Here is a 22,179-nt window from a genome sequence, read left to right as displayed (position 1 = left end):
ATCTGGTCAGGTTTTCTACTCAATCCGCTTCAGGTCGTTGGGAACGCCATATCCGGATCCGTCGAATCGCAGCCGGTGTTTGACAATCGTCGTCTTATCTTCGCTGTGGCAATCATTATCCGTTCCGACCGTATTAGCGGATGTCGTCAATTTTTCCGTCACAATGATGTCGGCAAACGCCGCTTTCGCGGATGAAACCATCGAAAGCGTGCGCGTGACTTCGCTAAACTCACCGGCGCAGGCGGTATCCCATTCTCCGTGACTTTCCCCGACGACAATATTGTCGAGAACCGGCTTTAGCTCACCACTGTCGATCGAGAAGAGCCACAAAGTCGTTTCACCGAATGGATTGGCGCGCGAACTGCCTTCCAGCGAAACACGCAGTCCGAAAGCGGTTTTCCCCGGAGCGAACTGATACCGTGCGGTGTCGAAGGCGACGTTTTGGACATGGACGGCGTCGTCTGACATAAGTCCATTAAGACGCATCCGCTGCCTTATCTGAAGGTTTGTGCTGTCGGCGACCAGCAGTTCAATATCCCCTTCGTTCTCCGAATCCGATCGCTCTGTCATCAACGGAACCGCAATCAGCGTCAGTTGCGGCTGAACCGGCCAAACCCGACAGATCACCGCATGCGGATCGCCATTAAAACTGTCGTTCCTGGGCAGTGTGATGGTTGCCCCCTCAAACAGAAGAGTTCCATCGTCGGCATTTGTGGCGCTTGGATAGGCACGGTGGATGATGTCTGCCGCATGCCCGGCGCATTCATTCTGTCCCGCCAGTGCCGCTGGAACTCCGAGCCCAATCAGGACGATCGGTACGAAGAACAAAGTTCGGACGTTGGAAAATCGCTTCATATTAACCTCCGCAAAACCAGGCATGCAAAGCATCGCCTGCACCATCAGTAAGCCGCGACAAACCACCGGACGCAACCATGGGGACCGTCTGGAACACGATTTGCTGCTGTTCTCCGATTTCGACCGCAAGGAGTCGTAGATCCCTTCAGGCACCTGCGCACAGCCAAGCATGACCTCATCGGTCCATTCGCGCCCGTTTTCCTCATGATACCCCTGTGATCGACCCACACCTTCATCATGGGCAGGCTCCACCTGATCGCTGCGTCACCATACCGGATATCGATCTCACCGAGGGCGGTGCAGCCGAAGGCACATCCTTTCAGGGTCAAGCTCCGGATCACATGAAAGACATATTCGAGCACCGGCTTTGGTAAGGATGGATCACAAAGCTAATACTGGTCGCTGGACCAACTGCACCAGCCATGACCAGCCCAGGAACGGAGAGGAAAAATCTGGCGGCTTCCACGATAGGTTTCTACCTCAGCTACGGGTGAACGATATTCTCGACCTTGTAAGCCGAAAGCAATTCGTCGAACCAATTGAGTTCGAAGATGTTGTATTCTCGGGAAGGTCTTTTGGATCTGAACCTTGCGGTGAGTAGATGGCCTGGCATATCAAACGAATCTACGAGCCGAAGGAAGACAAAGACGGTACGCGTATCCTGGTCGACAGGCTGTGGCCACGCGGGTTGAGCAAGCAGGATGCGGCAGTCGATGTCTGGCTGAAAGAGATCGCGCCGAGCCCGGCGCTGCGCCGATGGTTCGGCCACGACCCCGCCAAATGGACCGAGTTCCAGCGCCGTTACCGGGAGGAACTCGAGAAGAATACGTCCGCGGTCGAAGAACTCGAACACCGGATCGGGAAATCGAACGCCACGCTTCTTTATGCGGCGAAAGACCTGCAGCACAATCACGCAATCGTGCTGCAGCGCTTCCTCGGCAAAGACTGAGCATCGACGGCCGGCGCCGATGATACGCCGCTTGCCCCGCGTAAAAAATTCCGGGAACCTTTTCGACCGATCTGCATCCAATGCTTGCTTCCAAAGGCGCGCTGCCGCCGCGGAATGCATTCCGTCACACGACACAAGGGAGACAGATCATGTTGAAACAAATTTTCGGTGCAGCCCTGATAGCGGCCTCGCTCGGCACGGTTTCGATCGCCGCCGATGCCAAGCCGACCGACCCGCAGATCGCCCATATCGCCTATACGGCGGGACAGATCGATGTCACCGCCGCAGAGCAGGCGCTGAAGAAGAGCAAGAACGCCGAAGTCATCGAATTCGCCAAGACCATGGAGCGCGACCACAAGGCGGTCAACGATCAGGCGCTCGCCCTCGTCAAGAAGCTTAAGGTGACGCCTGAAGACAATGCCGTCAGCCAGTCGCTGTCGACACAGGCAAGCAAGGAGCTGACGACGCTCGGCGCTCTCGACGGCGCGGATTTCGACAAGGCCTATGTCGAAAACGAAGTCGCCTATCACAAGTCGGTCAACTCAGCGCTTGCCAATGTGCTGATCCCCTCGGCGCAGAATAAGGAGCTCAAGTCGCTCCTGGAAACGGGCCTGACCCTGTTCAAGCAGCACCAGATGCATGCCGAGCATCTTGCCTCGATGATGAAGTAGGCCTGCGATGCGTTTGCCGATGAAATCGCTACCGTTACTGTTGGCGCTGCTTTGGGCAAGCAGCGGCGTTGCCGCTGCCACGGAGTATCAGATCACCATTGCAGGAATGAAATTCGCTGCGCCGCCTGCCGACCTGCATGTCGGCGATGTGATCGTCTGGCGAAATGATGATATATTCCGGCATACAGCGACGGCGCGTGACAAAAGCTTCGACATCGATCTGCCGCCGAAATCGGAAGGCCGCATGACGATCAGCCGAGCGGGAGCGGTGGATTTCTACTGCCGCTTTCATCCCGCCATGGCCGGCAGACTAAAGATCCGGCCATAGGGCCGGGCTCCTGGAAAGACGGGTAGCGGAGAATTCCCATGACAGCCATTCCGGTTCCGGTCGCGCGACACCAGCCGCTTCTATCGACGCTTGCCGACGCCGACCTCGTGCCGCTGGCAAAAGTGGGCGACGAGCCCGCGATCCGGGCCATCGTCCAGCGTCACAATCAGCGCCTGTTCCGCACCGCGCGCGCCGTCATCCGCAACGATGCGGAGGCAGAAGACGTCGTCCAGGCAGCCTATATCAAGGCCTTCACCAATCTGGCGGCGTTCCGGGGCGAAGCGGAGCTTTCGACATGGCTGACCCGAATTACGCTCAATGAGGCGCTCGGCCGGATGCGAGCCCGAAAGCACACCACCGGGCTGGAGGAAATCGACATGCAGGCGACGTCGGCAGGTGGGGAGGTCGTGCAGTTTCCGTCCTCCCTATCCGCAACAGATCCGGAAACCGAGCTGTCGCGGAGCCAGGCGCGGCAGCTCCTCGAACAGGCGGTCGACGAACTCCCGGATGATTTTCGCGCCATCTTCGTGCTGCGCGATGTCGAGGGCATGAGCACCGACGAGGCCGCATCCTATCTCGGCATAAGACCCGAAACCGCCAAGACCCGGCTGCATCGGGCGCGGAAGATGATGCGTCAGTCGATCGAAAAACGGCTTTCCGGCGCCTTCTCGGCGCTGTTCCCCTTCGATGGCGCCCGCTGCGCCTTCATGGCCGATCGCGTCATTGCCGCTCTTGCTCGGACGCTATGACGTCTCGCAATATCAGCTCGGTTTCCCCACTCACAGCCGGCCGCGTACATCGCTTCGGCTTCGGGCGAGCCATCGCCAGCAGCTCGGGGTTTCTTCTACAGACCTGCAGATAACGGCCGTCCTCGTCTACCTCGGAGAGAACATTCGGAATGGCGGTGGTGATCCCCTCTGCGAATTCAAGCGCTTTGATGAGTTCCCGCTCCGCTGGCTTGTGCTCGCTGTTATCGACGACAGGGCCCGGCTGCAGAAGCGATTGGGACGGCGTCATGACGGATCTCCTCACCATGGGCACGCGCGATAGGATCGGCTGCGCAAATCGCTGTGAAAGACGATGACGTGGTTTCGCGAATATCCATAATTCGCAGACATATCCGATAAACGCAGCAAACGACACGGAGGCAATCCATTACCTGTTGGAACTTGCAAGTTTTAACAAAGGCTTAAGCTTCCTGGATACATCTCGCATTAGTATTTTTTCATGTTCAGTTCGACGGTGGTTTTTTGAAGTCAGCTCTTTCATTTTCATTGGGTCGATGCTTCCACACCCTTCGCGGTCTTAGAAGGGAGCGAACCGGCAACGTTGCGATCGTCGTTGCCCTCAGCCTGGTGCCGATGCTCGTCGCGGTCGGCGCGAGCTTTGACTATATTCGCAGCTACAATGTCCGGCAGAAGATGCAGAGCGACCTTGATGCCGCTCTGATCGCCGCGGTCAAGCAGATCAACAACACCGAGGACACCGACGCACTCAAGGCGAAGGTCTCCGACTGGTTCCATGCGCAAGTGGAAAACAGCTATACGCTTGGCGAAATCGACATCGATACCGCCAATCACAACATAACCGCAACGGCAAGCGGCACCGTGCCGACGACGTTCATGAAGATCGCCAATATCGATACCGTCCCCGTCAGCGTGGGAAGCGCCGTCAAGGGGCCGGCGACGTCCTATCTCAACGTCTATATCGTCATCGACACGTCTCCGTCGATGCTCCTTGCGGCAACGACGTCCGGCCAGTCGACCATGTATTCCGGCATTGGCTGCCAGTTCGCTTGCCATACGGGTGATGCGCACACTGTCGGCAATAAGAAGTACGCCAACAACTATGAATACAGCACGGCGAAGAACATAAAGCTGCGCGCCGATGTCGCCGGCGACGCCGTTAAGGACGTGCTCTCCCTGATCGACACGTCCGACAGCAATCATGAACGGATCAAGGTCGGATTGTATAGCCTGGGCGATACGCTGACGGAGGTTCTCGCCCCGACATTGAGCACGGACACGGCACGCACCCGTCTCTCCGATAAAAGTTATGGCCTCACCAGCGCGACCTCCACGGCAGCCACCTATTTCGACGTCTCGCTGGCGACGCTCAAGCAGAAAGTCGGCGCCGGCGGGGACGGGACCACCTCGGGGACGCCGCTCAAGCTGGTGCTGCTGTTGACGGATGGTGTCCAGTCAAAGCGCGAATGGGTCACAGACAGCGTGGTATGGAAGAGCGGGCAGGCTATATCCGGGGCATACTGGAACAAGGTCGCGCCGCTTAATCCCGATTGGTGCGGCTACCTGAAGAACCAATCCAACACGATGGCCGTGCTTTACACCGAGTATCTTCCGATCACCTCGGACTGGGGCTACAACGCAACCGTCGGCTCGACGATGGCGAGCGCCAACTGGAAGAACACCTGGGGCGGCACCATGGACAGCGGCGTGTCGACCAGCATCACGAGGCGGGACTACATCCCCTATGCGCTGGCCGACTGTGCATCGTCCAAGAGCCTGTTCCTGTCAGCCTCGTCGTCGACCGAGATCACGGCAGGCCTCTCGACGCTCTTCACGCAATATCTCTCTTCCGTGCGGCTGACCCAATGAGGCGCGGGAACCGGTTCGCACCGCTGCGCCGCCTGATCGGTGACCGGAAGGGGGCTGCCGCGATCGAATTTGCGATCCTGGCCCTGCCGCTCTTCATCATTCTGTTCGGCATTATCGAAGTGTCGCTGATGTTTTTCGTCAACTCCGCGCTTGATGCTTCGGTGCACAAGATCTCCCGGATGATCCGCACCGGCGAGGTGGCGTCATCGAAGATCACATTGGCCAGTTTCAAGGCCAAGATATGCGACGACATGCTTTTATCGTTCGACTGCTCCAGCGGCCTCGTCGTCAAGGTGAACGTGCTTTCCGACATATCGTCCGCTGCCAGCACCGATCCGATCGACAGCAGCGGCAAGCTCGCGGTTACCGAGACTTATGACATCGGCAAGGGCAGCGACTACATCCTCGTTCAGGCGTTTTTGCCATGGACGGCCGTCGTCAGTTTCTTCAACCTGTCGAGCGCAAAGCTTTCCGACGGCCGTTATCTCCTTGGATCTTCCGCTCTGTTCCGCAACGAGCCCTTCTGACATGACCATGAAACTGAGCCTGTCCCCTTTGCGGTTCGCGCGGTCCCGCATCCGCCATCTCGCGTGCGACCGGTCGGCTGCTTCGGGCGTGGAATTCGCGCTCGTGCTGCCGATCCTGGTGATGCTGCTGTTCGGCACCGCCGATCTTGGCCATGCGCTGACGGTCAGCCGCAAGATAGACGAGATCGCCTCTTCCACAGGAGACATGATTGCGCAGCAGAGCTCCTGGACGAAGTCCGACGTTGCGAAGCTTCTTTCCGGCGCCAGCTTCATCCTGCAGCCCTATGACACCACGGAGCTGACGATCACGGTCGCGGTCAACGATGTCAGCACGAGCGGCAGCGCCACCGTCAACTGGTCCGCCGCGCTCAACACCTCGGCGGTGAACTCCGGCACTGCGAGCGCGGTCGTAATCCCCTCCAAAATCCAGGAAACGGGCGTGCAGGTGGTGCTGACCCGGGTGCAATACACATTGACGACGCCGGTCTCGGCGTTTTTCTCAAATTTCACCGGGCAGAACGGCTACAGTTTCGACCGCTATTTCTTCAATCGTCCACGCGTTAGTGACACGATCACTTACAAGTAAGCCCAAGGAACGCCAGCTGAGCAGCAGACGTATTAAAGCGGCGTGCATCCGCCGAGCCTGACGATGCCTATGGATTGGAAGTGAACTCGCTCACCTTGTAAGTGGAATTGAAGGAGACGCGCGCCCGACGCTGCTTGAGCGACGGGTGGATTCCTGCCCTGCGATCGCTTCGACGAATGCATCTTGGTCGCTGACGAAGCTTGTGACTTGCAAATCACCCAAGTCATCCTTGCGGACACAATTGTACATTTTCTTGTCGGCATTTCCTCGCTTCTGCTAAGAACGCCTGCGGAGATAACCGCACCGAAGGCTGAACAGGCACCGTGGCCAAGGAACAGAGAATTGGAGTTTTGCGATGTCGGATGAGATCCTACTCGGTCGGACGGAAGCCGAGGCGTTGGCGATGCGAGCCTGCCTGGCAGCGGGCGCTGGGGAAGCCACTGCCAGCTCCCTCGTGGATGCCACCTTATCGGCCGCGATCTATGGACCTGCCATGCTCGGATTCCCGCACATGGTCGATTACCTCAATAGCTTCCGCGAGGGCCGCATCAACTGCAATCCCGCGCCGAGATGCGAACGTCCCTATCCCGCCTTCTTCGTCGCGGATGCCGATCGGGGCATCGCGCAGTTCGGTTTCGATCTGGCATTCGATGATCTCGTGGCGGCGGTGCGCAATTTCGGGCTCGCAGTCTTCACGCAGACGAACAGCTATACGGCAGGAGAACTGGGCTACTATGTCCGAAGGCTTGCGAGCGAAGGCATTGTCGGCATCGCCGCCACCAACGCCAATGCCATGGTGGTCGCCAAAGCCGGCGGTCCGGCCGTCTACAGCACCAACCCGATGGCCTTCGGCTTTCCGCTCGGAGAAGGGTCGCTGCCTCTCATCATCGACCAGTCGTCCAGCGCGACCGCCTATGTCAATATCGTCGCGGCCGCAGCCGAGGGGCGCGCCCATCCCGGAGGGATGGGCCGTCGATGAAGCCGGCAAGGATACCCAGGATGCGGCAAGAGCGCTCGGCGGAGCGCTGCTTCCTTTCGGCGGGCGCAAGGGCGCCAATGTGGCGCTGATGGTGGAAATGCTGTCGGCCGGCCTCTCCGGCGGTCCATGGTCATTGGACACGCCATCTTTCCGAGAGGGAAACGCCAGCCCCGCCGTGGGATTGACCGTCATCGCGATGATGCCGGGGCGCAGTGACGATGGCCTTGTCGAACGTGCCCGCCGCCAGGCCGACCGCCTTCAACAACACGGCGTGTTCGTACCTGGCGTCAGCGGCATCGACGCTCCAAGGCCGGCGACGGATGGTCTGAAAGTGCCGCGTGCCGTCTTCGAGGCTATGGTAAAGTTCGCCGGCGCCTGACGGTCCCGCGATCGCCGGGATGACTCAACGAGGCTTTTTTGCCGGAAGATGTTCGAGTAGCGATTGGCAGGCGCTCATGATGTGCGCATAGAGCAGACCTGCCGCCTTTTCCTCATCGCGCTCGCGGCACGCTTCGAGGATCTGCCGATGTTCGCGATCCGCCGTCTGCTTGCCATCCGACAGGGTCAACTGCACCCGCAGATATCGTTCCAGCCGGTCGTTGACGGAACGGATGGTGGTGACGAGAAATGGCCGCTGCGCATCCTCGTAAAGGCAGCTGTGTAATCGCCAGTTCAATTCCGACCACCGGGCGACATCGGTTTCCCCTGCGAAGGCGTCGCAATAGCCAAGCGCCTTTTCAAAGGTCTCTTCCGTCATGTGGGGGATCGAGAGCTTGATGGCGTTCGATTCCAGGATTGCGCGCACCTCAAAGATCTGGACAATCTCGGGCTCCGAAACGCTTGTGACGATCGCGCCCTTGTTGCGGTGGAATTCCACCAGACCTTCGGCCTCCAGCCGTTTCAGCGCCTCCCGCACCGGAATCTTGCTGACGTTGAACAGCCGGGCGACATCGTCCTGACGGATCGGTTCCCCTTCGTCCAGAGAACCGTCGGCGATGGAATCACGGATGAATTTCAAAATTATATCCGAGGCCGTCGGCGCCTTTCCGAGATTTGTCACCTGATCGGTATTGAAGGGCATTCCCCAAGCTCCTCCTTTCCGGGACGAAGTTAATGCTTGGGATATCGTAGACGATCTCATTCCTCAAGATCGATCAGCTTTTTCAAGGCCCCTTTTCGACCTCTATTTCTGCTGACGGAAAAGCCTGGCAAGATGCGCGAATGCCCTGCCGACAGCCGCCCTCGGTGGTGGAACCGACGGGTCCTGCTCGGCCTCCACGACGAGCCACCCTTGAAAGGCGCTCTCGCGGACAAAGCGGGCAACCGGGGCGAAATCGATCGCGCCGTCCCCCGGCACCGCGAACATCCCGCGTCGGACGCCCGCGTTGAACCCGAGATCGTCAGCCCGAACCTGATTCATGACGGCGCGGCGAACGTCCTTGAGATGGATATGCACGATCCGGTCGCCGAAGCGCACTATCAGCCGGTGATAGTCGAACCCCGCCCCCGCGGCATGGCCGGTGTCGAGGAGCAGCCCGACCTCGCGACCCGTCGTGTCGAACAGGCGCGAGATCTCATCGAAGGTCTCCGTCACCATCATCAGATGATGATGATAGGCCAGTTGGAGATCGTATTCACCCGCCAGACGTTTCGAGAATTCGGTCAAGCGCGAAGCATAGGCCGATATCTCGCCTGCCGGCATGATAAGGCGCTGGGACATGGGCGCGTCGAGAGGCGACCCGCGTGTCATCATGGCGACCTCGCCGTAGACCATCACCTTGCAGTCCATAGCATGGAGAAGGTCGGCATGAGCCGCGGCAGCGGCCATTTCGTCATTGACGCGGCGTTCCGCCAATTCGCCGGAACGCCACCCTGAAGCCAGCGCCAGTCCTTGATCGTGGAGCAACGGGCGCAGCGAGCCCTCCTCCCGAGGAAATTTTCGGCCGAGTTCGACGCCCTGGTATCCCGCCGCCGCCGCATCGAGCAGGCAGGTCTCCAGCGAGATATCGGCGCCCAGATCTTCAAGAACGTCGTTCGCCCATGAAAGAGGGCTGACGGCAAGCCGCACGCCTTCGGGCAGGAAATCGAGAGAATTCATGCATACCCCTGTGGCGCCTCAATGCGTCGCAACAGGCGCCGGTATCTTGGAAATGGCCGGACGGGAGGCGCCGGAGATCGATCTCAAATGCTGTTGAAAGAAACACTTCAGCTCCCTGAAGGTGTCGAAGCCCAACGCATTGGCGACTCGGACCACCGTGGAAGGCGACACCACGCATTCGCCCGCCACGGAACTTATCGTCCCGAAGGCGACGATGTCGGGCCGTGCCAGCATCTTGCGCGCCACGCGCTCCTGCTGCTCGGGAAGCCGCAACCCGGCTGCTGTGATCATGCCCTTCAGTTCGGCGACGCTGTTCGGCTTCTGCAATGTCTGCTGGGCGCTCATCGGTGTCCGCTCCTTATTGAGGTGGGATGCGCCGACTAGGCAGCGCATCCCAGCTTTCATGACAAAAGAACGGGCTGCTTCTTCGAAACGGACTCGATGCTGGCGAGCGCGATCATCAAAGCGTTGCGCGCGTCCACGCCTGTCGGCGCATCCTTGAGTTCGCCATTGCGGACGGCGTCGACGAACGCGGCGAGCTGCGCCGTGTACCCCTGGACGAAGTGATCGGTGTCCCGTCGCCACGTCTCGTTCGAGACGCCGTTATTGTCGAAGAGGGTCATACTCGACCGCCGGACGTCACCCATGGTGACCATGCCCCCGGATCCGAACACCTCGCCGCGGATATCGTAACCGTAGAGCGCCGAGAAGTTCGCCTCCGCGACGGCAACCGAGCCGTTGTCGAAGCGGATGTTGACCACGGCGGTGTCGAGGAAGCCCTTCTCCTTTGCATCCGGGCGGAGGAGCGCATCGGCCATCGCGAAAACCTCGACCGGCTTGGCGCCGGGATTGAGCCAAAGCAGAGTGTCGAAGTCGTGAATGAGCGTCTCGTAGAAAATGGTCCACTGTGGGATGCGGTCGGGATCGGCGCCGAACGGACCCGGATCGCGCGTCAGAGAGCGAATGAGCTGCGGGGCGCCGATCTTTCCGGCGTCGATGGCGACGCGGCCCTCGGCAAAAGCCTGGTCCCAGCGCCGGTTGAACCCGACCTGGAGCGGCACCCCGGCCGAACGCGCCGCGGCGATCGCCCGGTCCGCATCTTCGAGGGTCAGGGCCATCGGCTTCTCGCAGAAAATCGCCTTTCCGGCTTCGGCGGCCTGCACCAGCACGTTTGTATGGAACCGCGCCGGGGTGGCGATCACCACCGCATCGAGACCCGGATGGGCAAGGAGTTCTGAAACCTCAGCATATGCGGCGTCGACACCGAGCGTCTCTGCGAGCTTCGCTGCCGCACCCGGCGCCGGATCTGCTATGGCGACGAGTTCTGCGTCGACCAGCCGGCGAGCGATGGATTGGCCATGGAAGGAGCCGATGCGGCCGGCACCGATGAGGCCGACGTTGACGGATCTGATCTTGGGCATGGTTCGGATCCTGTAGGATTGAAACGTCAGAGGGTGAATGCGGAGCGGAAGGCTTCGAGCGCGGCGTCGGAATCGCCGGCAGCCCAGGCTTCCAAGCCGACGGGACCGGCGTAGCCCATCGCCTTGAGCGCTTTGGCGACCCCCTTCCAGTTGACCTCGCCCGTGCCGGGTTCGCAGCGTCCCGGCACGTCGGCGACCTGGATCTCGCCAATCCATGGCAAGCACTTTCGGCACAGCTCGATCAGGTTCCCCTCGCCGATCTGAGCGTGATAGAGATCAAGGTTCAGGCGAAGACGGGGATGGTCGATACTGGAAACGAGCGCCATCGTGTCCTCCGCGCGTCCGAACGGCACGCCGGGGTGATCGACCGGCAGGTTCAAATTCTCGAGCGTGAAGACGACATTCTCATCCTCCGCCAAGTCGACGATCCGGCGCAGCGTATCGCGCGCCTTCATCCACATCGCCCCTGTGACGACCTCGATCGGCTGAACCGGAAGGCCGCGGTCGCCAAGACCGGTGCCGTGAAGGTTCAGCCGTTGAACGCCGAGGCGCTTGCCGACCCCAGCGGTCTGGCGCGCCGTTCTCAGAAGTTCATCCGCGCCCTCGTCGTCGGTGAGCCGGCCGGTAAGATAGCCGTTCATGATGGTGAAGGTGGCGCCGGTCGCCTCCAGCTTGCGAATGTCATGTTCCGGCCAGTTCCAGAGACCGACGCCGAAGCCCTGTTCCTTGAGGCGCGAGGCGCGCCATTCGATGGGCCTGTCGCGCCACAGCATTTCGGCGCAGGCCGCCAATGGAAAGGGGGATGATATGGAATTGCTCATTGCGGGTTCTTCCCTGATGATGGGTATGAGTGTCCGTGGTCCGGCACTAGGTGCCGGACCGAATTCGCTTGTTTTCACGGGAGCGTCAGATCGTTCCGCCAAGCTCCTCGGAGATCGACTGAAGTTCCTTGCCGCCAGCCATCAGGTTCTGCAGGCTGTCGAGATTGATCTCGCTCTTGGCAAAGGTTCCCAGCGTCTTGCCGCGGTTCAGCGCCGTGAACCGGTCGCCGACCGCATAGGCATGGCGGACGTTGTGGGTGATGAAGATCACGCCGAGCCCCTTGTTTCGGACCAGGCCGATATACTTCAGGACCATCGAAGTCTGAGCGACACCGAGCGCCGAGGTCGGTTCGTCCAGGATAAGTACCTTCGCCCCGAAATAGACAGCGCGGGCGATGGCCACGCATTGGCGCTCGCCTCCGGAAAGGGTCCCGACCGCCTGATCGGGCTCGCGCACGTCGATGCCGATCTTGCGCATCTCGTCGCGGGTAACGTTGTTGGCGAAGTCCATGTCCATGCTCTTGAACGGTCCGAAGCCTTTCAGAGGCTCGCGCCCCATGAAGAAGTTCCGGGTCACCGACATCAACGGGATCATCGCAAGGTCCTGATAGACGGTCGCGATCCCGGCATCGAGCGCGTCGCGAGGTCCGCTGAAGGATCGCGGCTGTCCGTCGATGAGAAATTCTCCCGACGTCGGTTTGAACACGCCCGACAGCGTGTTGATGAGGGTGGATTTTCCCGCACCGTTGTCGCCGAGAAGGCAGAGAACTTCGCCTGCGTTTACGCTCAGCGAGACGCCGTTCAGGGCGATGATGGAGCCGAAATGCTTTACGAGGTTCTTGACCTCGACGAGTGGCGCCTGGGACGTGCTCATCAGCGTTCTCCCGTCACGCGTGTACGGATGACATTGTTGAAGATGACGGCGGTCAGAAGCATGCCGCCCAGGAAGACCAGATACCAGTCCTGGTCGATCGAGGTGTAGGTCAGCCCGATCAGCACCATGCCGAACACGATGGAGCCGAAGAAGGCGCCGATCGCCGAGCCATAGCCGCCGGTTAGGAGGCATCCGCCGATGACGGCTGCAATGATCGCCTCGAACTCCTTCTGGAAGCCGCGGCGAGCGTCGGTCGAACCCGCATCGAGCACGGTCAGGATGGCGACCAGCGTGGCGCACATCGCCGTGACGATGAAGAGCGTGGTCTTGACGCGCGCAACGGGAACGCCGGATTTGCGAGCGGCGCGCGGATCGCCGCCGGAGGCGAAGATCCAGTTGCCGAAGCGCGTGCGCAGCAGCACCCAGGTCGCCAGCAAAGCAATGAAAACGAACCACAGGATCTCGATGGGGATTCCCGGAACCTTGGGCGCACCGCTCGGGAAGGTCTCGATGAAGCCATGGGCGCCAAGCCACGAGAACGGGCCACCGAAGGCGTCGCCGGAGAAGAACGGCGCGAGCGGGCTGTTGGCGGCGGCCTCCTTCATGCCGCGAAGCTGCGTCGCGCCGCCGCTGGCCCATTTGAGACCGACGAGCGTCAGGCCGCGCAGAATGAAGAGAAACGCAAGCGTCACGATGAAGGACGGCAGACCGGTGCGCATCGTCAGCTGCGCGTTGGTAACGCCGATGACGACGGCAAAAGCCAGGGCGATCAGGATCGCGACGCTCAGCGGCAGGTGCAGAACGACGAGCGCCGTGCCGAACACCAGGCCAGCGAAGGCGACCATGGAGCCGATCGACAGATCGAACTCGCCGCCGATCATCAGCAGGGCCGCGCCGATTGCGAGAATGCCGAGCTGTGCGGCAGGCGCCATGAAGTTGATCACGCCGGCAAGCGTGAACATGGCCGGATTTGCAGTGAAGAAAAAGAAGATGGAGACAAGCACCAGTCCCGCGACAGCGCCAAGTTCCGGCCGGCGCGGCAGCGCCGTCATGGTCGAAACCTTCTTCAGCCGCTCGTCGGACCGGGCCGCAGTCCCGTTCTGTTCGTTGGCCAGCGTCATGGTCGTTCCTTAGAATAGATCGTTGTCCGTGCGCCGCGCCCGTTGTCCGAATGAATCGCGGATTGAGAGCCGTGCGGCGATGAAGGCAGCCCCACCCGCAGGTGGAGCTGCCGCGGGGTCCGCCTAGCGAATGCCCTGGGAGGATTTCTCGATAACCGAAGCGGCCGCGTCCTTCTCGACGAAGCTCGGACCGGAGGCGACGTTTCCTGCCGGGATCGTGCCGTAGCGGGCGTTGAGAGCGAGGAAGGTCACGGGCAGATAGCCCTGCAGGTAGGGCTGCTGATCGACGGCGAAGAGGGCCTTGCCGTCCGCAACGGCCTGCAGGAAGCCGGCGGATAGATCATAGGATGCCACCTTGACCTTGTCGCCGTTGCCCATCTTTTCGACGACCGCGACGGCGCGCTCGCCGACGAGCGGAGCCGAGAGGCCGAGCACGACGTCGATCGACGGATCGGAGGTCAGCGCCGCCTGAATCTTCGCTTCGATTTCCGCCGGGTCCGCCGTGGTCGGCAGGACAGTGACATTGCCCCCTTCGAAGCCCTTCTCGGTGCCGGCACAACGCTGGTCGAGCGCGGCGTTGCCGACCTCCTGGTTGACGCAGAGGACATGCTTCAGGCCCAGCGACTTGAGCTTCTCGCCGACCTTGATTCCGGCCGGCATCTCGTCCTGGCCGACATGCAGCTTTATGCCGAGCTTCTCGGCGGCTGAAATGCCCGAGTTCATCGAGATAACCGGGATGCCGGCGGCGACCGCCTTTTCGATAGCCGGGCCCAGCGCGTCGGGATCAGGATTGGAGATGACGATGCCGGCCGGGTTCTGATTGACGGCGGCTTCGATGAGCTGAGCCATTGCGACCATGTCGAAGGTTTCCGGCGCGCGGTAGTCGACCTTCACGTTGCTGTCCTTGGCGGCCTGCATCATGCCGTTCTTGACGATCGACCAGAACGGATCCGACGCCTGCCCGTGCGTGACGGCGATGATGCTCGGCTGCTCCTGCGCCTTCACGCCAACCGACCACGACGCTGCGATTCCAACGGCGACAACACCGTATGCAAGCTTCTTCAGAATGGATTTCATCTTTTCCTCCTCCAAGCCGTCCCCTCCACAGGGCGGATAAACGAATGCTACCGGGTGCAAAACGTTTGCTACCGGGTGCAAACGGGTGCATCATATGCAGGAATAAGCTAAAAGCAAGCATTCATTTCACCGGAATCGGAAAATGGAATGTTTATTCTATTTTCTTCGGGAGGCGTAATGCGCAAGCGGGCAACGGCAAAACAAGTGGCGGAGGCCGCAGGAGTATCGAAGTGGACGGTCATCAGGGCCTTCACACCCGGCGCGTCCATCACCGAGGAGAGCAAGCGGAAGGTGCTGGAGATGGCTGCGGCGCTGAACTACACGCCGAACCTCCTGGCGCGCAGTCTCGCGACGAACTCGACGCGGCAGGTGGCGGTGTTCGTCGACGATTTTGCCAACCCGCAAAAGCTCCCTTTCCTCGAAACCTTGACAGAGCAGCTACAGGCGGCCGGACTGGTTGCGATGCTCATCAACATCAACAATCACTTCGACCATGTGAACGCGCTGCTCCATGCCGACCAGCGTCAGGTCGACGCCATCATTCTCTTCGGCACCGCGTTCCGCGACGAAACGCTGACCGACCTGCAGCTCGGCCATGGAATGCCTCCCATGTTCGTTCTGGCCCGAGACAGCCAGATCGACGGCGTCCCGGCTGTCGTATGCGACGCCGAACTGGCGCTTCGGGACATCGTCCGTCACCTTCATGAACGAGGCTATCGGCGCCCCGGTTTCATGAGTGGGGCTGCTGCTCTCTCAACGGCGCTGAGGCGACGTCAGCATTACGTCGAGTTCTGGGCCGAGCACGGCATCCAAAACATCTCACTTCTTTCCGCAGACAGGTACAGTGCGGACGCGGGCGCGGCGTCTGTCCGGGCATATCTCGCGAGCACGCCGGCGGACGAGCGGGTGGATGTCCTGATGTGCGAAAACGACATTCTGGCACTGGGAGCGATGGACGAGATTCGCGGAAACTTCGGACTGAAGATTCCCGAGGACATCGCTATCGTCGGCTTCGACAATTACGAACTCGGCGGATCCTACGGGTACGGTCTGACAACCTACGAACAACCCAGGGAAGAGATGGTGCGGGCTGTCGTCGGCATGATCAAGGGCGCCGTCGAACCGGAAACCGTGACGCTGCCGGGTCGGCTCGTCGTCCGAAGTTCGACATAATTGTCTGAGCGCTATGATACGGCCTGCGCGCCAGTGATCTCCACCAAAGAGCCGCACATGAATGCGGCCTCGTCAGAGGCGAGGAACGCGACGAGGACCGCGACCTCCTCAGGTCTGCCGATGCGGCCGGAGGGAACGAGCTTGTCGAGATCGGCGATCGTCCGGCTTCCCTGTCACACAACTCCGAACGCAAAATCGCTGCACACTTTTGCTGGAATTGCTCTATTTACTTCATGCGTGAGAACGACACGACGGATGTCGCGCTAGGGCCGTTGCGGGCTGCGGAGTAATCATATGAAAACCAACAACATCGGATTCGTCGGCACCGGCGCCATCACCGAAGCGATGGTTCGCGGGCTTCTGGCCGAACCGGCCTATGTCGCGGAGATTCACGTGTCTCCGCGAAGCGCCCACATTGCCGCGACATTGGCGGAGGAGTTCGCCTCGGTCAGGATTGCCGGGGACAACCAGACCGTCGTCGATCGCAGCGACATGGTGTTCCTGGCGATAAGGCCGCAGATCGCCGAGGAGGTCGTGCGGGCGCTGTCGTTCAGGACCGGCCAGACGGTCGTCAGCCTCGTTGCGGCGACGGAGCGCCAGGCCTTGCTCGAATGGATCGGCGCCGATATCGATCTCGTCCAGGCCATCCCCCTGCCCTTCGTCGCACAGCGGCAAGGCGTCACCGCCATCTATCCCGCCAATGCCGCCATCGCGGCGCTGTTCGACACGCTGGGAACGGCCGTGCAATGTCAGTCGCGGAAGGAGTACGATCTCCTCGCGGCCGCAAGCGCCGTCATGTCGACCTATTTCGGCGTCATGGAGTCGATCACCGGCTGGCTGGAAAAAAGCGGCCTCGAAAGGGCAAAGGGCCAAGCCTATATTGCCCCGCTCTTTGCAAGCCTGGCGCAGAAAGCCAACAATCCCGGTAACGAGCCGTTCAGCGCGCTGAGCCGCGAATTCGCCACCAAGGGCGGCCTGAACGAGCAGGTTCTTTCGGACTTCGACAAGCAGGGCGGTCTTGCCGCACTCAACGGCGCCCTCGATGGCGTGCTTGCCCGCATCGAAGGCCGCAGGAGCTGAGGGGCATGGCATCGGCATGGATGCGAACAGGCCTCGCGGGCGTTACAGCCGTCACGGCCCTTCTCGGCGGAACCATTCTGGCGCATGCCGAGGCGGCAAAACCGCCGGCCGTTTCCACCGTCATTCTCTCCCTCTCACCACGGACCGTTCGTTGGGCCACCATCTACAAGGTTCCCGACCCCGCCGATCACGATCCCTATTTCCATCTTGAGGTGATCGAGAAGGAGCGGCGTACGCCGCCCTGGCAATTCAAACGGCTTGCCGCATATCTCGTTGTGACAGCGGAGGCTTTGGACAGGAGCCGCCTCAGACAGAAAGCAAAGACCTATTTTTACAAGGACATCGAGTTCCGGATCGCCGACAAGGCCTGGCGTGAACAATCTCCGGCGCAAAGGGAGGCCGTGGTTTGCCGTACGGCAATTCTCGAATGCATCAAATCCGATTCAGAATAGATGTGACGCGCTTCAGAACAGGATGTCGCGTGAAACCCGCTCACTTTTCAGCATCATACTTTAGAACGTCGGCGGCGTGCAGGCGCTGATGACTTCGCAGGGCACCGGCCCGACGCAACGGAACCGATGCGGCCGCCGGCTTTCGAAATAATAGGCATCCCCCGGCCCGAGGATACGCCGCTCGTCGTCGACGGTCACCTCAAGCCTTCCCGAGAGCACGATCCCGCCCTCCTCCCCCTCGTGAACAAGTGGAATCTTTCCGGTGTCGGCGCCCGGCTGGTAACATTCCTTGAGCATTTGCAGGCTGCGCCCGAACAGGTTTTCGCCGACCTGCCTGTAGGAGATGGCACCCTTGCCAATCTCCACCAGTTCTTCGGCCGCATAGAAAGCCTTCCTCGGACGCTCGGGCTCAAAGGCGAAGAACTCCGCCAGACCGATCGGGATACCGTCCAAAATCCGCTTCAAAGCCCCGACCGAAGGGTTGGAAGCATTCGATTCGATCAGCGAAATCGTCGAATTGGGCACGCCGGTGCGCTTGGCCAGTTCACGCTGGGAAAGCTTATGGGCGATGCGCAGATGGCGAAGGCGGCTGCCGATGTCGACTGACATGATGCGGTCCGTTTGTGTTGTCCAGAATATCGAAATACATATCCAGTCATTCATTCAATTTCAATGACTTGCACCACCGATGAAAAGGACTTGTTTGAAAGGGAGAAATTGCCATTCTCCACGCCATCCCAATGGAGGCCAGCATGGACCAGATCAGCAAAACGAACGCGCCCGTACTCGACAATTTCTGGATGCCGTTCACCGCGAACCGGCAGTTCAAGGCTACGCCGCGCCTCCTGGCCGCAGCGGAGGGCATGTATTACACCGACGTCGACGGGAACCAGGTGCTGGACGGCACTGCCGGCCTCTGGTGCTGCAATGCCGGCCATGGCCGCAAGAAGATCGCCCAGGCAGTCGAGCGGCAGCTCTCGACCATGGACTATGCTCCGACCTTTCAGATGGGCCATCCGATCGCCTTCGACTTCGCCGCCAAGCTGGCCGCGAACGCGCCGGGCGGCCCGGACGGCAAGCTCGACCGGGTGTTTTTCACGGGTTCAGGTTCGGAATCGGTCGATACGGCGCTGAAGATCGCCATCGCCTATCAACGCGCGATTGGTCAGGGCACCCGCACGCGCATCATCGGGCGCGAGAAGGGTTATCACGGCGTCGGCTTCGGCGGCATATCCGTCGGCGGCCTCGTCAACAACCGGCGGGTCTTCCCGCAGATACCGGCCGACCATATGCGCCATACGCTCGACGTCGAGCGCAATGCCTTTTCGAAGGGCCTTCCCGCCCATGGCGTGGAACTGGCCGACGATCTAGAGCGCCTGGTGCAGTTGCACGGCGCCGAAACCATTGCCGCCGTCATCGTCGAACCGATGTCGGGATCGGCGGGCGTCGTCCTGCCGCCGAAGGGTTATTTGCAAAAGCTGCGTGCAACCGCCGACAAACACGGCATCCTGCTGATCTTCGACGAGGTCATCACCGGCTTCGGCCGCCTGGGCACGCCTTTCGCGGTCGATTATTTCGGCGTCATGCCCGATCTCGTCACCACGGCAAAGGGGCTGACCAACGGGGCGATCCCGATGGGCGCAGTCTTTGCCAGCCGCAAGATCTATGACGGCCTGATGGTCGGCCCGCAAAATGCGATCGAACTCTTCCATGGCTATACCTATTCCGGTCATCCGGTCGCCTGCGCCGCCGGGCTTGCAACCCTCGAAATCTACGAGGAAGAAGCACTGCTGACACGCGCGGCCGATCTGGCCGAGCACTGGCAAGAGGCCCTGCATTCGCTGAAAGGCCTGCCCAATGTCGTCGACATCCGCAATCTCGGCCTGGTCGGCGCGATCGAATTGGCGCCCCGCAACGGCGCGCCGGGAACCCGCGGCTACGACGTCTTCGTCGACTGCTTCAACAAGGGCCTGCTGATCCGCGTGACCGGCGACATCATCGCGCTCTCGCCGCCGCTCATCGTCGAGAAGAGCCAGATCGACACGATCGTCTCGACGATCGGCGATGCGCTGAAGCGCGCGGCATAGACCTGCATCCGGCGTACCCCGTCGGTGATTTGAATCGCCGACGGAACCGCCCGGCTGTAAGCATGGCGATCAGCGCTTCAGGGCCTGTGACGGCAGTTGACCGAAACGCTTCCGGTAATCTGCTGAAAATCGCCCGAGATGGGTAAATCCCCATCTGAGCGCGATGTCGGCGACGGCCTGTCGCGTGCCGGATTCGAGCAGATCGCGATGGGCGGCAAGCATCCGGAGTTCATGCAGGTAGGCCATCGGCGTCGTATCTCTGAACTGCCGGAAACCCTGTTGCAAAGTGCGGACGCTGACCTTGGCTGCGGTCGCGATGTCGTTGAGCGAGATCGGCTCGGCGATATATTCCTGCATGAATTCGATCGCCCATTTCACATGGCGAGGAGCCGGGGCAGGAGCGGGAAGCGCAAGCGCCTCCGAATAGCGATGGGGACAGGTCTCCAGAAGCAGATAGATCGTCGCGTCGCAGAGCGCGCTCAGAGCCAGCGGCGACTGCGAGAGCGGCCCGTCGCCGCTGAGCCCGTAATGGAGGTTCGCGGCGAGTTGCTGCAACACGAGCCCCGGACCGGTCGTCAGATCGATAGAGGGACGAAAATCCGTGTCGCCGATAATTGTTCGCTCGAACATGTGGGTGAGGTGCCTGTTGATCCTCGCTTGATCGATGAACAGGCCGAGATGACGGCGCGGGCCGACCAGGCGGGCGCCCGAGACGCGGCCCGCCCCGAGAATGGCGCCGCGGCCGGGAACCGAATGGATATGCTCCTTGCCCGCATCGAAGAGGGCGTCCCCCTCCATCGGCAGGAATATGATCACCTTGCCGCTGGGCGCCTCCCGCCGGATCGAGATCGTGCCTTCGTAGGCGCAGTCGGCAATGGCCAGCTCTTCCGTCGCGACGAAATTGCAGCGGTAGGCGATAGGTGCGTCGGCTTTCGCCTCAGCCTTGATCGGAGAGTTCGGCGTCGACAATATTTCCGAGAGTGCGTCCGGATCCGTGCCGCTGAACGCCGTCTCCCAAAACGGCGGGCTCTGCCTCGCCGGATCGTGGAGGGAGCTGCCATTGACGGGCATAAGAAAACGACCGGACATTCATGACCTCGAAGACAAAGCCCATCGGGTATAAACGATTGGCGCAATCATTTCTTTGCATTTTGCGCCGTTTGACGGGTTTCAGCCATATCGATTGATGGCGAGATCCCGCGCGTCGATCTCAGGCGTGCAACCGCCGACCAGATCGCTAATCAGCCGCGCCGAACCGGTGCTCATCGTCCAGCCGAGCGTGCCGTGGCCGGTGTTGAGAAAAAGGCCGTTGATCTTCGTCGGGCCGATGACCGGCGTGCCATCCGGCGTCATCGGGCGCAGGCCGGACCAGAAGGACGCCTTGGAAACGTCGCCGCCGGGGAAGAGATCGGTGACCGAATGTTCCAGCGTGCTGCGGCGGGCGAACCCGAGATCGTTGGTATAGCCGGAGATTTCAGCCATGCCGCCGACGCGGATGCGGTCGCCGAGCCGGGTGATTGCGATCTTGAAGGTCTCGTCCATGACGGTCGATTCCGGGGCGCGCGACGCATCGGTGATCGGGATGGTCAGCGAATAGCCCTTCACCGGATAGACCGGCAATTTGATGCCGAAGGGCTTGAGCAGCAGCGGCGAATAGCTGCCGAGCGCAACCACCACCGCATCCGCATCCATCCGTTCGCGCTCGCGATCGGGATCGCCGTCGCCATCGCGATGGCGAGTGGTAATGACGCCGCGCACGCGGCCGGCCTCGACATCCAGCGCCTTGATCGTCGTGTCATAGGCAAAGCGGACGCCGAGGGCCTCGGCTTTGGCGGCCAGCGCATTGGTGAATTTGAAGCAGTCGCCGGTTTCATCCTTCGGGGTCAGCAGGCCGCCGACGATCTTGTCGCGCACGTGCTTCAATGCCGGCTCGAAGCGGATGCAGCCGTCCCGGTCCAGCACCTCATAGGGAATACCGTCGGCCGCCAGCGCCTTGACGTCCTTGGCCGAGGCATCGAGCTGCTGCTGGGTGCGGAACAGCTGCAGCGTTCCCTGCATGCGTTCGTCATAGGCGATGCCGGTCTCGGCGCGAAGCTCGGCCAGGGCGATGCGGCTATAATCGGCAAGGCGCAGCATGCGGCTCTTGTTGGTCGCATAACGCTCGGAGGTACAGTTCGACAGCATCCTCGCCATCCAGGAGAGCATGGCCATGTCGAGCTTCGGGCGCAGAATGAGCGGGGCATGTTTCATGAACAGCCACTTCATCGCTTTCGCCGGAATGCCGGGCGCTGCCCATGGCGAGCAATAGCCGAAGGAGACTTCGCCGGCATTGGCAAAGCTCGTTTCCAGCGCCGGGCCCTTTTGCCGGTCGACGACCGTGACCTCATGGCCTGATTTGGCCAGCTGATAAGCGGATGTGACGCCGACGATACCGGCACCCAGAACAATGACTTTCATGATCTTCC

At 60.9% G+C, this 22,179-nt stretch carries 23 protein-coding genes and 3 pseudogenes; 12 read left to right on the top strand and 14 right to left on the bottom strand.

The window, feature by feature from the left end; genetic code table 11:
- Positions 1–15 precede the first annotated feature (15 nt).
- Complete coding sequence (locus ACS4RS_RS30640) at positions 16–855, bottom strand: PA3715 family protein (protein WP_439011996.1); 840 nt, start codon at positions 853–855, stop codon at positions 16–18.
- A 601-nt stretch (positions 856–1,456) separates the two neighbouring features.
- Between ACS4RS_RS30640 and ACS4RS_RS30635 the strand changes: the two genes are divergently transcribed.
- From ACS4RS_RS30635 to ACS4RS_RS30620, 4 genes are all read left to right on the top strand, one after another.
- The gene (locus ACS4RS_RS30635) at positions 1,457–1,804 is read left to right on the top strand and encodes a DUF488 domain-containing protein (protein ID WP_439011995.1); all 348 of its coding nucleotides are present in this window, start codon (positions 1,457–1,459) and stop codon (positions 1,802–1,804) included.
- A 149-nt stretch (positions 1,805–1,953) separates the two neighbouring features.
- Entirely contained in the window at positions 1,954–2,475 is a 522-nt protein-coding gene (locus ACS4RS_RS30630) for a DUF4142 domain-containing protein (RefSeq protein ID WP_439011994.1), read from the top strand.
- A 7-nt stretch (positions 2,476–2,482) separates the two neighbouring features.
- Complete coding sequence (locus ACS4RS_RS30625; RefSeq protein ID WP_439011993.1) at positions 2,483–2,803, top strand: cupredoxin domain-containing protein; 321 nt, start codon at positions 2,483–2,485, stop codon at positions 2,801–2,803.
- Positions 2,804–2,841: 38 nt separating this feature from the next.
- Entirely contained in the window at positions 2,842–3,552 is a 711-nt protein-coding gene (locus ACS4RS_RS30620; protein ID WP_439011992.1) for an RNA polymerase sigma factor, read from the top strand.
- A gap of 64 nt (positions 3,553–3,616) precedes the next feature.
- Here the strand turns inward: ACS4RS_RS30620 and ACS4RS_RS30615 are convergent.
- A pseudogene (locus ACS4RS_RS30615) lies at positions 3,617–3,820 on the bottom strand (hypothetical protein); the annotation flags it as partial.
- 233 nt (positions 3,821–4,053) lie between these two features.
- Between ACS4RS_RS30615 and ACS4RS_RS30610 the strand changes: the two are divergent.
- The 4 genes and pseudogenes from ACS4RS_RS30610 to ACS4RS_RS30595 all read left to right on the top strand — a co-directional run bounded on the left by ACS4RS_RS30610 (position 4,054) and on the right by ACS4RS_RS30595 (position 7,889).
- Positions 4,054–5,418 carry a pilus assembly protein TadG-related protein gene (locus ACS4RS_RS30610; protein ID WP_439011991.1) on the top strand — a complete coding sequence of 455 codons (1,365 nt, stop codon included), beginning with the start codon at positions 4,054–4,056 and terminating at the stop codon, positions 5,416–5,418.
- A complete protein-coding gene (locus ACS4RS_RS30605) occupies positions 5,415–5,945 on the top strand; it encodes a TadE/TadG family type IV pilus assembly protein (protein ID WP_439011990.1) in 531 nt (176 codons plus the stop codon). Before ACS4RS_RS30610 ends, ACS4RS_RS30605 begins: the two co-directional genes overlap by 4 nt.
- 1 nt (position 5,946) lies before the next feature.
- On the top strand, positions 5,947–6,531 hold the full coding sequence (locus tag ACS4RS_RS30600) for a TadE/TadG family type IV pilus assembly protein (RefSeq protein WP_439011989.1): 585 nt from the start codon (positions 5,947–5,949) through the stop codon (positions 6,529–6,531).
- A 355-nt stretch (positions 6,532–6,886) separates the two neighbouring features.
- Positions 6,887–7,889, top strand: a pseudogene (locus ACS4RS_RS30595) (Ldh family oxidoreductase).
- A gap of 24 nt (positions 7,890–7,913) precedes the next feature.
- Here the strand turns inward: ACS4RS_RS30595 and ACS4RS_RS30590 are convergent.
- The 8 genes from ACS4RS_RS30590 to ACS4RS_RS30555 form a co-directional block, all read right to left on the bottom strand.
- Positions 7,914–8,591, bottom strand: a complete 678-nt coding sequence (locus ACS4RS_RS30590; protein ID WP_439011988.1) for an FCD domain-containing protein — start codon at positions 8,589–8,591, stop codon at positions 7,914–7,916.
- Positions 8,592–8,693: 102 nt separating this feature from the next.
- The gene (iolE, locus tag ACS4RS_RS30585; protein WP_449314137.1) at positions 8,694–9,608 is read right to left on the bottom strand and encodes a myo-inosose-2 dehydratase; all 915 of its coding nucleotides are present in this window, start codon (positions 9,606–9,608) and stop codon (positions 8,694–8,696) included.
- Between the two features lie 18 nt (positions 9,609–9,626).
- Positions 9,627–9,953 (bottom strand): MurR/RpiR family transcriptional regulator, encoded by a 327-nt coding sequence (locus ACS4RS_RS30580; protein WP_439011984.1) that lies wholly within the window; start codon positions 9,951–9,953, stop codon positions 9,627–9,629.
- 56 nt (positions 9,954–10,009) lie between these two features.
- Positions 10,010–11,029 carry a Gfo/Idh/MocA family oxidoreductase gene (locus ACS4RS_RS30575; protein ID WP_439011983.1) on the bottom strand — a complete coding sequence of 340 codons (1,020 nt, stop codon included), beginning with the start codon at positions 11,027–11,029 and terminating at the stop codon, positions 10,010–10,012.
- A gap of 26 nt (positions 11,030–11,055) precedes the next feature.
- Positions 11,056–11,850 carry a TIM barrel protein gene (locus tag ACS4RS_RS30570; protein WP_439011982.1) on the bottom strand — a complete coding sequence of 265 codons (795 nt, stop codon included), beginning with the start codon at positions 11,848–11,850 and terminating at the stop codon, positions 11,056–11,058.
- Between the two features lie 85 nt (positions 11,851–11,935).
- Entirely contained in the window at positions 11,936–12,724 is a 789-nt protein-coding gene (locus ACS4RS_RS30565) for an ATP-binding cassette domain-containing protein (RefSeq protein WP_012555814.1), read from the bottom strand.
- A complete protein-coding gene (locus ACS4RS_RS30560) occupies positions 12,724–13,845 on the bottom strand; it encodes an ABC transporter permease (protein ID WP_449314136.1) in 1,122 nt (373 codons plus the stop codon). Before ACS4RS_RS30560 ends, ACS4RS_RS30565 begins: the two co-directional genes overlap by 1 nt.
- Before the next feature lie 123 nt (positions 13,846–13,968).
- Positions 13,969–14,922, bottom strand: coding sequence for a sugar ABC transporter substrate-binding protein (locus ACS4RS_RS30555; protein WP_439011980.1), 954 nt, complete (start codon positions 14,920–14,922; stop codon positions 13,969–13,971).
- A 177-nt stretch (positions 14,923–15,099) separates the two neighbouring features.
- Here ACS4RS_RS30555 and ACS4RS_RS30550 point away from each other — a divergent pair, with 177 nt between their 5' ends.
- The gene (locus ACS4RS_RS30550; RefSeq protein ID WP_439012581.1) at positions 15,100–16,095 is read left to right on the top strand and encodes a substrate-binding domain-containing protein; all 996 of its coding nucleotides are present in this window, start codon (positions 15,100–15,102) and stop codon (positions 16,093–16,095) included.
- Positions 16,096–16,106: 11 nt separating this feature from the next.
- Here the strand turns inward: ACS4RS_RS30550 and ACS4RS_RS30545 are convergent.
- Positions 16,107–16,268: pseudogene (locus ACS4RS_RS30545) on the bottom strand (SDR family oxidoreductase); the annotation flags it as partial.
- 121 nt (positions 16,269–16,389) lie between these two features.
- Here ACS4RS_RS30545 and ACS4RS_RS30540 point away from each other — a divergent pair.
- Positions 16,390–17,175, top strand: a complete 786-nt coding sequence (locus tag ACS4RS_RS30540) for a pyrroline-5-carboxylate reductase (RefSeq protein ID WP_439011979.1) — start codon at positions 16,390–16,392, stop codon at positions 17,173–17,175.
- A gap of 5 nt (positions 17,176–17,180) precedes the next feature.
- Positions 17,181–17,627, top strand: coding sequence for a DUF5086 family protein (locus ACS4RS_RS30535; protein ID WP_439011978.1), 447 nt, complete (start codon positions 17,181–17,183; stop codon positions 17,625–17,627).
- Between the two features lie 60 nt (positions 17,628–17,687).
- Here the strand turns inward: ACS4RS_RS30535 and ACS4RS_RS30530 are convergent, their stop codons facing one another.
- Positions 17,688–18,236 carry a cupin domain-containing protein gene (locus ACS4RS_RS30530; protein WP_003592244.1) on the bottom strand — a complete coding sequence of 183 codons (549 nt, stop codon included), beginning with the start codon at positions 18,234–18,236 and terminating at the stop codon, positions 17,688–17,690.
- 143 nt (positions 18,237–18,379) lie between these two features.
- On the opposite strand from ACS4RS_RS30530, the gene ACS4RS_RS30525 reads away from it, so the two are divergent.
- Complete coding sequence (locus tag ACS4RS_RS30525; RefSeq protein WP_439011977.1) at positions 18,380–19,714, top strand: aspartate aminotransferase family protein; 1,335 nt, start codon at positions 18,380–18,382, stop codon at positions 19,712–19,714.
- A gap of 69 nt (positions 19,715–19,783) precedes the next feature.
- On the opposite strand, the gene ACS4RS_RS30520 is transcribed toward ACS4RS_RS30525, so the two are convergent.
- Positions 19,784–20,803, bottom strand: coding sequence for a helix-turn-helix domain-containing protein (locus ACS4RS_RS30520; RefSeq protein ID WP_439011976.1), 1,020 nt, complete (start codon positions 20,801–20,803; stop codon positions 19,784–19,786).
- An 81-nt stretch (positions 20,804–20,884) separates the two neighbouring features.
- Complete coding sequence (locus ACS4RS_RS30515; RefSeq protein ID WP_439011975.1) at positions 20,885–22,171, bottom strand: D-amino acid dehydrogenase; 1,287 nt, start codon at positions 22,169–22,171, stop codon at positions 20,885–20,887.
- Positions 22,172–22,179: the final 8 nt, after the last annotated feature.

The sequence above is a fragment of the Rhizobium sp. F40D2 genome (genome assembly GCF_051810745.2).
GTDB lineage: Bacteria > Pseudomonadota > Alphaproteobacteria > Rhizobiales > Rhizobiaceae > Rhizobium.
This window is presented reverse-complemented; position numbering and strand designations above follow the sequence as displayed.

What these genes read in the sequence shown, in the direction of transcription:
- ACS4RS_RS30640 (WP_439011996.1), bottom strand. Translation starts at nt 855, where the DNA reads ATGAAGCGATTTTCCAACGTCCGAACTTTGTTCTTCGTACCGATCGTC.
- ACS4RS_RS30560 (WP_449314136.1), bottom strand. Translation starts at nt 13,845, where the DNA reads ATGACGCTGGCCAACGAACAGAACGGGACTGCGGCCCGGTCCGACGAG.
- ACS4RS_RS30625 (WP_439011993.1), top strand. Translation starts at nt 2,483, where the DNA reads ATGCGTTTGCCGATGAAATCGCTACCGTTACTGTTGGCGCTGCTTTGG.
- ACS4RS_RS30540 (WP_439011979.1), top strand. Translation starts at nt 16,390, where the DNA reads ATGAAAACCAACAACATCGGATTCGTCGGCACCGGCGCCATCACCGAA.
- ACS4RS_RS30620 (WP_439011992.1), top strand. Translation starts at nt 2,842, where the DNA reads ATGACAGCCATTCCGGTTCCGGTCGCGCGACACCAGCCGCTTCTATCG.
- ACS4RS_RS30515 (WP_439011975.1), bottom strand. Translation starts at nt 22,171, where the DNA reads ATGAAAGTCATTGTTCTGGGTGCCGGTATCGTCGGCGTCACATCCGCT.
- ACS4RS_RS30580 (WP_439011984.1), bottom strand. Translation starts at nt 9,953, where the DNA reads ATGAGCGCCCAGCAGACATTGCAGAAGCCGAACAGCGTCGCCGAACTG.
- ACS4RS_RS30550 (WP_439012581.1), top strand. Translation starts at nt 15,100, where the DNA reads ATGCGCAAGCGGGCAACGGCAAAACAAGTGGCGGAGGCCGCAGGAGTA.
- ACS4RS_RS30575 (WP_439011983.1), bottom strand. Translation starts at nt 11,029, where the DNA reads ATGCCCAAGATCAGATCCGTCAACGTCGGCCTCATCGGTGCCGGCCGC.
- ACS4RS_RS30520 (WP_439011976.1), bottom strand. Translation starts at nt 20,803, where the DNA reads ATGTCCGGTCGTTTTCTTATGCCCGTCAATGGCAGCTCCCTCCACGAT.
- ACS4RS_RS30605 (WP_439011990.1), top strand. Translation starts at nt 5,415, where the DNA reads ATGAGGCGCGGGAACCGGTTCGCACCGCTGCGCCGCCTGATCGGTGAC.
- ACS4RS_RS30590 (WP_439011988.1), bottom strand. Translation starts at nt 8,591, where the DNA reads ATGCCCTTCAATACCGATCAGGTGACAAATCTCGGAAAGGCGCCGACG.
- ACS4RS_RS30525 (WP_439011977.1), top strand. Translation starts at nt 18,380, where the DNA reads ATGGACCAGATCAGCAAAACGAACGCGCCCGTACTCGACAATTTCTGG.
- ACS4RS_RS30570 (WP_439011982.1), bottom strand. Translation starts at nt 11,850, where the DNA reads ATGAGCAATTCCATATCATCCCCCTTTCCATTGGCGGCCTGCGCCGAA.
- ACS4RS_RS30600 (WP_439011989.1), top strand. Translation starts at nt 5,947, where the DNA reads ATGACCATGAAACTGAGCCTGTCCCCTTTGCGGTTCGCGCGGTCCCGC.
- ACS4RS_RS30630 (WP_439011994.1), top strand. Translation starts at nt 1,954, where the DNA reads ATGTTGAAACAAATTTTCGGTGCAGCCCTGATAGCGGCCTCGCTCGGC.
- ACS4RS_RS30565 (WP_012555814.1), bottom strand. Translation starts at nt 12,724, where the DNA reads ATGAGCACGTCCCAGGCGCCACTCGTCGAGGTCAAGAACCTCGTAAAG.
- ACS4RS_RS30535 (WP_439011978.1), top strand. Translation starts at nt 17,181, where the DNA reads ATGGCATCGGCATGGATGCGAACAGGCCTCGCGGGCGTTACAGCCGTC.
- ACS4RS_RS30635 (WP_439011995.1), top strand. Translation starts at nt 1,457, where the DNA reads ATGGCCTGGCATATCAAACGAATCTACGAGCCGAAGGAAGACAAAGAC.
- ACS4RS_RS30530 (WP_003592244.1), bottom strand. Translation starts at nt 18,236, where the DNA reads ATGTCAGTCGACATCGGCAGCCGCCTTCGCCATCTGCGCATCGCCCAT.
- ACS4RS_RS30555 (WP_439011980.1), bottom strand. Translation starts at nt 14,922, where the DNA reads ATGAAATCCATTCTGAAGAAGCTTGCATACGGTGTTGTCGCCGTTGGA.
- iolE (WP_449314137.1), bottom strand. Translation starts at nt 9,608, where the DNA reads ATGAATTCTCTCGATTTCCTGCCCGAAGGCGTGCGGCTTGCCGTCAGC.